At 51.5% G+C, this 8,062-nt stretch carries 6 protein-coding genes; 1 reads left to right on the top strand and 5 read right to left on the bottom strand.

The window, feature by feature from the left end; genetic code table 11:
- Positions 1-123 precede the first annotated feature (123 nt).
- Entirely contained in the window at positions 124-2,628 is a 2,505-nt protein-coding gene (locus tag ACQY8X_RS03745) for an EAL domain-containing protein (protein WP_428033803.1), read from the top strand.
- 59 nt (positions 2,629-2,687) lie between these two features.
- On the opposite strand, the gene ACQY8X_RS03750 is transcribed toward ACQY8X_RS03745, so the two are convergent.
- The 5 genes from ACQY8X_RS03750 to ACQY8X_RS03770 form a co-directional block, all read right to left on the bottom strand.
- Positions 2,688-3,164, bottom strand: a complete 477-nt coding sequence (locus ACQY8X_RS03750; RefSeq protein WP_428033804.1) for a hydrogenase maturation protease — start codon at positions 3,162-3,164, stop codon at positions 2,688-2,690.
- Entirely contained in the window at positions 3,148-4,614 is a 1,467-nt protein-coding gene (locus ACQY8X_RS03755) for a Ni/Fe hydrogenase subunit alpha (RefSeq protein WP_428033805.1), read from the bottom strand. Before ACQY8X_RS03755 ends, ACQY8X_RS03750 begins: the two co-directional genes overlap by 17 nt.
- Before the next feature lie 32 nt (positions 4,615-4,646).
- Positions 4,647-5,276, bottom strand: coding sequence for an NADP oxidoreductase (locus tag ACQY8X_RS03760; RefSeq protein WP_428033806.1), 630 nt, complete (start codon positions 5,274-5,276; stop codon positions 4,647-4,649).
- On the bottom strand, positions 5,269-5,994 hold the full coding sequence (locus tag ACQY8X_RS03765) for a 2Fe-2S iron-sulfur cluster-binding protein (protein ID WP_428033807.1): 726 nt from the start codon (positions 5,992-5,994) through the stop codon (positions 5,269-5,271). The genes ACQY8X_RS03760 and ACQY8X_RS03765 overlap by 8 nt, the downstream gene beginning before the upstream one ends.
- A partial coding sequence (locus ACQY8X_RS03770) for an NAD(P)H-dependent oxidoreductase subunit E (RefSeq protein ID WP_428033808.1) occupies positions 5,991-8,062 on the bottom strand: 2,072 nt, incomplete at its 5' end. The genes ACQY8X_RS03765 and ACQY8X_RS03770, both read right to left, overlap by 4 nt.

Below are 8,062 nucleotides of genomic sequence, written 5' to 3' on the forward strand. Positions count from 1 at the left end.
ATCGTTTAAATTTACTCACGATAATCACTCGTTTTGGGATCAGATCAGCTATACCCGTTTAAAATAGGTGTGTAAAATCATTTACTTTTCTATTATCTATACTGGTGAAAGGATTCCTTTTCGATGTCCAGGCTTCCCCAGATTAACAACACGTTACTTGTCAGACATATTGCACAGTCTAACCTGATCACCTGCACCGCTGATGCAACGGCGGACAGTCTGATAAAACTCATGGCTGACAAGAAGATAGGATGTATCGTTGTCTGTGAAAACCGCATACCCATCGGTGTTGTCACCCGTCGTGACCTGCTTGAACTCTGGCTGGATGCTGACAAGCCCAGCCGGGCAGCTGAGTTTATGTCTTCGCCTGTGCTTACGGTCTCTGAATGGGAGTCCGTAGATGAAGCCGGACTTAGATTTATCTCTGAAGAGGTGCGCCACCTTATCGTCACCAAGACCTCTGGAGAAGCCTGCGGAATCATATCTGAAACCGATGTAGTCAACAGTCATGGGCTTGAACATGATCTGTTCCTGCGTTCGGTGGATGAGATTGCAAACCACGCACCCTATTCAATTGATAGCAATTGCACAGTTCTCGCGGCGCTGCAAAAACTCAAAGAGTCCGGCAGTTCTGCGCTGTTGATAACTCAGCATAATGAGGTTAGTGGAATTTTTACTGAGCGGGATGCGGTGATGCTGATAGCTCAAAATAAGCAGCATCAGCCCCTCAACGAACTCGGCGGCAACACACTGGTCACCATTGAACAAAGCCTGAGTTTATACAACGCCCGGAAAGTGTTTCACCAGCATCAGTTTCAGCACCTGGCGATTACCAACTATCAGGGAAAGATCACCGGTCTGATCTCCTATTCCGAGATTCTGCAAAGCGTAGAGACCGATTATGTGTATCGTCTGCGGGAGTTGTTAAACGAACGGAATCGGGCACTGGAAAAGTCCCAGCACAACCTGAAGTTAGCGGACAAAGTCATTGAAGCGTCAATGGAAGCAATCGTTATTTGCGATAAGGACGCGCGGATTCTGCGGGTAAATCCATCATTCACCGAGATCACCGGTTACACCAGTGGTGAAGTACTGGGCAAAAACCCCAATATTCTCAGCTCTGGACGCCATAACAAACAGTTTTATAAAGAGATGTGGCAAAACCTGAAAGAACAGGGTTTCTGGCAGGGAGAGATCTGGAACCGTCGCAAAGATGGCGCGGTATTTCCGGAATGGCTCAGCATCACCTCAATCAGGGATGAGAGTGGGAATATCTCGCAATATGCATCAATTTTCACCGACCTGACGGAGATAAAAAAGTCTGAAGCCCGTATCAAACGGCTTGCCTACTTTGATGAGCTAACCCGACTACCCAACCGCAAACTGTTTCATGATCGCCTGCAACTCTCCCTTGGCTATGCACGTGAACATGAACACCGGATTGCTGTCGCCTATATTAATGTTGATTTCTTTCAGCAGATCAATGATCTGTATGGCCATGAAAATGGCGATAGAGTTCTGATGGAGATCGGTCGGCGTATTGAACATCAGCTGGATGAGGGTGATACCGTTGCCCGCTTCGGCGGTGATGAGTTTAATCTTATCCTGACCGATGTCGACGACACCCCTCACATCAGTGAGTTTCTCAACCGTTTGCTAAGCACGGTTAATCAACCGATTGTGCTCGATGATAAAGAGCTGAAAGCAACTATCAGTATCGGCGTGAGTTTTTTTCCCACTGATGCGGATGATGCCGAGTCACTCCTCAAATGTGCCGATTCAGCTGTGCATCTGGCAAAGGATTTAGGACGTAACAGTTTCCGGTTCTTCTCTTCAGAACAACACCGGCTGATTCAGTCCCGCTATCAGATGGGCAGTGATCTCCAGGCAGCGATTGATAATGGCGAGTTTCAGCTCTACTACCAGCCCAAGATCTGCCTGAAAACAAACAAACCAACCAGCTGCGAGGCATTATTACGCTGGCTGCATCCACAACTGGGCTTTATTTCACCGGCAGAATTTATTCCTTTAGCTGAAGATATCGGCCTGATCAACCGCATCGGCCACTTTGTGATAGAAGAGGCATGTCGGCAGATCGCCCTATGGCGTAAACAGGGCCAAGAGATTAATGTCGCGATAAACGTCTCGGCTAAACAGTTTCACCAGGGGGATATCGCTGAACAGATTTTAGAGACGTTACAGCGACAAGGCGTCCCCCCGCACCTACTCTCCGTTGAGCTAACCGAATCCTGCTTTCTCTATTGTCCTGAAGAAACCACAAGAGCGCTCAGTACCCTTCGCAGCGAGGGGATTCAGGTTGCTATTGATGACTTTGGCACCGGTTATTCCAGCCTTAGTTATATCCGTAATATTGAGCTGGATATTCTCAAAATTGACCGCAGCTTTCTGGTCAATCTGGAAAGCTCGGAGGTTGACCGGGCCATCGTCACCTCAATTATTGAGATGAGCCATGTTCTGGGTTTGCAGGTTGTCGCTGAAGGAATTGAGCATAAGCCGCAGATGAATATTCTCAAGCAGATGAAGTGCGATCAGTTACAGGGCTTTCTTCTGGCCCGGCCAATGCCCGCCGATGCATTTATTAACTGGCATAAACACCATAATGAATAACACCTGCAGCGGGAAAACAGCCAAGCGTTCAATATAGGCACTAAATGTCAGCGCTGATATTAAGTGCCTATGTGGGCAATAGCGGCATCTAAATTAGCCTGAGCGGCCGCTGTCAGCCCCTCCTGTAGCGCCCACTCATAGCCTCTGATTGCCAGGATATACACCTCTGGCTGCCGTTCAAAACAGAGCTGACAGGTGGCAATAATCGAGGGAACAGAGATCGCATGGGAGGTAAAGCTAAAATCCAGCTTACCACCCGCCCTCTGCAGCGAGTAGCTCTCGACCTCCGGATCCTGCGTCGCATCGATAAACAGCACCCGTCTTTTTTCACTGATCAGGTCAGCATCTTCAAGAAACAGCTGATAATTTCGCACGGTCTCCGCTTCAGGACAGACCCCTGCCGCCTCAAGCCAGTCGACAAAAGCCCATCCCAGCCCATCATCCTGACGCCCGATATTGCCAATACCATAGATCAGGCAGTCGGCAGTGTTAAAGTCAGCTAAGACGACACCACCCGGTTTAACGGCGCTGTTCATCAACGATCTGCCCCTGAGCATCCAACAGTGAGATCTCCAGCGGCATCTGCCCCAGAGCATGGGTGGCGCAACTAAGACAGGGGTCGTATGCGCGAATCCCCACCTCAATCGCATTCATCATCCCTTCGGTAATCTCAGCATTGCCACTGATATAATCCTGCGCCACCGAGCGCACCGTACGGTTTATGACCGTATTGTTCTGGGTGGTCGACACAATCAGATTGGCAAAAGTGATCTCTCCCTTATTGTTAGCCCGATAGTGATGTAGCAGGGTTCCGCGGGGGGCTTCGACAACGCCAACGCCCTCTCCGGTCCAGTCGTTATCCCCCGGCGTCATCAGTAGCTGATCCTGCTGCAGATCCGGGTCATTCAGCAGCGCTTTGATCAGCTCGGCCGAATGGATAATCTCAATCGCACGGGCCCAGTTGGTGTGCAACGTCATATTGTTCGATTTACCATGGGTATAGGCGTGGAATTTTTCCAGTGCAGCCTGTGCCAGCGGGGTAGACAGGGATTGAGTGATATTCATCCGTGCCAGCGGCCCCACCCTGACAGAACCGTTTTCCCGCCCCAGCTCTTTGAGGAACGGAAATTTCATATAACTCCACTCTTCGGTCGCCTCGGAGAAGTGATCAAGGTAATCGTGATAATCAAACTCGCGCACGATAGCCTTGTTCTCATCAATCACCCGAATCCGGCCGTGGTAGTAATCAACATTACCCTCGTCGTTCACCAGACACATATCCAGCGCCGGAACCACCGCAAAACGATCAACCTGTTCACGGTGATCCTCATGAAACTGATAAAACAGATTCAGCCCCTCCTGGGCATACTCAATCACCTCATCAATAGAGAGCAGCCCGGCCTCGCCGTTGAGGAAGCGATCCCGCTCTTCAGCAGTGATATTTTTACTCACCCCGCCCGGCACCGAGCTGATACCATGCATCCGCTTACCCAGCACGGCTTTGATCAGCTCCTGTCCCCACTTACGCAGCGCGACGACCCGCTTAACCAGCGCCGGGTTCTGTTCCACCAGCCCGAGAACATTACGCTGCTCCGGTGGCGCATCCATACCAAACAGCATCTCGGGAACCACCAGGTAAAAGTAGGCGGTCACGTGGGATTGCAGCTGCTGGGCATAATGTCCCAGACGACGGATTTTTTCCGGTGTCGGTAACATCCGGACACCCTTCCCCAATCCGACACCCACCACATCATCCAGCGCTTTAGCACCACAGAGATGGTGGCTGACAAAGCAGATACCGCAGATCCGTTGCAGCAACATCGGTGCTTCCCAATAGGGGTGCCCCTGTATCAGTTTTTCAAAACCACGAAACTCCACCACATGCAGTTTGGCATCGGTAACGTTGTTATCATCATCCAGCTGAATGGTAACCTTGCCATGCCCTTCGATACGTGTAACAGGATCAATAACCAGTTTTCGACTCATCTTCGTTTTTTCCCCTCGGTTATACGTATCAGTTAATCGTAACGGTTGATCGACGCAGGCAGATCAAAAGGCCGCCCATTAATCAGATCATCCAGTACTTTAAGAATGGTTGCGCCATCCGGCGGACAGCCAGGAATAAAGTAATCCATCTTCACCACCTCATGACAGGGGTACACCTTGCCGGTGATTCGCGGTATATCTTCATGATAAGGGATGGTGGGTATCGCATTGGGTACTGCGGTCACCGAGTCGACATAGGCCTCTTTCAGGCAATCACTCAGCGACACCTCATTGCGCATCGCCGGAACCCCACCCCAGACCGCACAGGCGCCTACCGAAATAAGAATATCGCAGTTCTCACGAAACTCGATCAGGGTTTCGACATTCTCCTCATTGGCAACCCCCCCTTCGATAAAACCAATAGCACAGCGCTGAGGAATCCGCTTAATATCGGTGAGAGATGAACGCAGAATAGTGATCTTATCCAGCAACCCCAGTAGTGCTTCATCCATATCCAGCAATGACAGGGTACAGCCCCAGCAGCCGCACAGGCCGATCATCGCCACTTTAATTTTTTCATCTCGCGCAGCCTGCAGACCCGAATCCATCGGCGTCGCCGGCAGCTCATGGGAATAGGTCTGGTTTTTCGTTGATTTACTCATGACCGCTCTCCGCTGCACTGTCCTTCATACCCAACGCCCGCTCACGCACCGACTGAATTTCAAACTTACGTCGTCCGATCGGATCATTAAAGCCAACCCCCTTTTCGATAATACAGCCTACCGGGCAGATATCAGCAGCCTCACGCACCTGCTCAGCAGGCATTTTGTCGGCCAGCTCAATATCAAGCTCAATTTGTGCGGTGGTTCCACGCCCCAGGATAGTAAAGATCTTTTCGCCACTGTCACGATCCCGGATAAACTCCACACAGCGTTGACAGAAGATGCAGCGATCGCGTTCCAGCCACAGATGCTTAGCGCCAGCCTCCCGCTCACGCAGGGGAAAGCGGTAAGGAAAACGGGACACCACCATGCCCACTTCGTAACCCGTGGCCTGCAGATCACAGCGGCCACTTTTTTCGCAACTTGGGCAGTTATGATTGCCCTCAACAAAGAGTATCTCTATGAGCGCCTTGCGCATATCTACCAGATCCGGTGCGTTAACCTCCACACTCATGCCCCCGCTCACCGGCAGAGTACAGGCGGCAGTGATATGGCCATTTACCCGCACGGAACAGACACGGCAGGTCCCCAGGCAGGGCTTGTCTTGCAGATAACAGAGTGTCGGAATATAAACACCGTTTTCCGCGGCAACATCCACCAGGTTTTTACCGGTTTCAGTGGTAATAGACTCACCATCGATAATGATCTCAATACTCATTTCACTGCCTCCGATGGCTGACTAAGCTCTGTCTTGATGAGCTCTGTCTTGATGAGCCCTGTATTGGTATGCCCGGTATTAGCAAGCTCGATCTGGGTCAGTCTGATTCGTGCCAGCTCGTTATGTGATAATGCCGCCTCCAGATCAAACGATGGCAGTAAAGCTCCCTGCTGGGTGGTGAGTTTTGCCTGATAGACTTCAGGGAACTGTGTCAGGGTCGTCAGGATAGGATTGGGCGAAGTGCCCCCCAGTCCGCAACGACTGGTACTGCGCACCAGGCGGCCCCAGCTTACCATCTCTTCCAGATCCTGTTGGCAGGCAGTGCCCGCCATCACCCGTTCAACTTTATTGCGCAGTTCAACATTGCCTGCACGACAGGGGGTACAGATACCGCAGGATTCATCGACAAAAAATTGCATGAAGTGCTTCACGATACCGAGCAGATCCCGTGACCGGTTGAACACCATCAGTGAGCCGTTACACGCGAGATCACTATAACCGAAACAGCGTTCACCGCTCTTTTCCACCGCAACACACTCGCCGGAGGGGCCGCTGACCTGCACCGCCCAGGGGTCGACAGCCCCCGCTGAACTGAGCAGCTGATTGAGGCTGGTACCCCACTCAACCTCATAGATGCCTGGACGTTCACAGTCACCCGCAACACTCATCAGACGACTGCCTCGGGAGTCCTCCACCCCCAGACTCTGATACCAGTCAGCCCCCTCCTGCAACACCCGGGTGACCGCCACCAGAGTTTCAACATTATTAACGCAGGTGGGCATGCCCAGATAACCCTGCTCTACCGGATAGGGTGGCTTAACCCGGGGTGTACCGCGCTTACCCTCGCAGGACTCGATCAGTGCTGACTCATCACCGCAGACATAGGCACCGGCCCCCATCTGGATACGAATATCAAAGCTAAAATCGGCGTGGCCAAGAATGTTATGGCCCAACAGTTGCTGCTCTCTGAACAGTTGTAGCTGCTTCTCCAGGTAAGCTTTGAGATAGATATACTCTTGCCGCAGATAGATAATCCCCTCACGGGCACCGATCACACTGGCAGCCAGCACCATTCCCATGAAGACCGCCTGCGGTGAGCGGGTGAGTAATACTCGGTCTTTAAAGGTACCCGGCTCACCTTCATCGGCATTACAGATAACATACTTAGCCGCAGCGGCTGCTTCACGACATAAACGCCACTTCAACCCGGTAGAGAAACCGGCTCCACCATGGCCCCTCAATTTAGCGGCAGTAATCGTCTCAATGACAGCATCTGGCCCCAGCTCCAGGCAGTGATTCAGAAGTCCGCGGAAATCATTCGCCTGCTGAAAAAAGACCGGACCGGCCTGATGAATAGTGGTGTCCACCAGGTGTTCAACATAGGCGATATCATCTTCAGGCAAGCCTTGCGGATTCGCGATCTCTGCGGCTGATTTGCCCTGTTTCAACTGACCAATAATGACGGACACTTTTTCCGGCGTCAGCCGGGTAAAGACCACCTCGTCTACCAGCATCACCGGCTCCTGATCACTGAGTCCGACACAGGGGGTTGTATACAGGCCGAAGCTACCCGAAGGATCAACTCCTCCGATTAGTGCGCCGGTTTCTTGTTCCAGAGCCTCCAGCACCTCCTGATACCCCTGCATTCTGGCAATCACAGTATCGCACAGATAGAGAGTGTATCTACCGCAGGGCTGGTCATGAAAGTAGTGGTAGAAAGAGCGGGTTTCGCGCAGATCGTTCACCGGCAGATTCAAGCCATCGGCCAGCGCAGTTAACGCATCATCAGGAATATAACCAAACAGGTGGTGTAAATCCCAGAGCATATCCAGCAGACGGGTTCGGTCAGCCTGATAACGCTGAATGATTGTCGGGATCTTATTATTCATATTTTCAATCCTTGGCAACAGTGCGGAAATGGTTTCCAGGGTGGTACTTAGCCAGCCTCCAGCATCATCTAATAGTAGCTGCTGATAGCGAAAGAAGGCTGTTTTGTTACCCACTTTATGTGGTATTTCCCCGGCTGGCGTTGATATAAATCGCCACTTCATGCAAAAAACTATAGATT

It is taken from the genome of Amphritea sp. (assembly GCF_050300915.1).
Classification (GTDB): Bacteria; Pseudomonadota; Gammaproteobacteria; order Pseudomonadales; family Balneatricaceae; genus Amphritea.

Coding starts and splice junctions, on each gene's coding strand:
- ACQY8X_RS03745 (WP_428033803.1), top strand. CDS start 124: ATGTCCAGGCTTCCCCAGATTAACAACACGTTACTTGTCAGACATATT.
- ACQY8X_RS03750 (WP_428033804.1), bottom strand. CDS start 3,164: ATGAACAGCGCCGTTAAACCGGGTGGTGTCGTCTTAGCTGACTTTAAC.
- ACQY8X_RS03755 (WP_428033805.1), bottom strand. CDS start 4,614: ATGAGTCGAAAACTGGTTATTGATCCTGTTACACGTATCGAAGGGCAT.
- ACQY8X_RS03760 (WP_428033806.1), bottom strand. CDS start 5,276: ATGAGTAAATCAACGAAAAACCAGACCTATTCCCATGAGCTGCCGGCG.
- ACQY8X_RS03765 (WP_428033807.1), bottom strand. CDS start 5,994: ATGAGTATTGAGATCATTATCGATGGTGAGTCTATTACCACTGAAACC.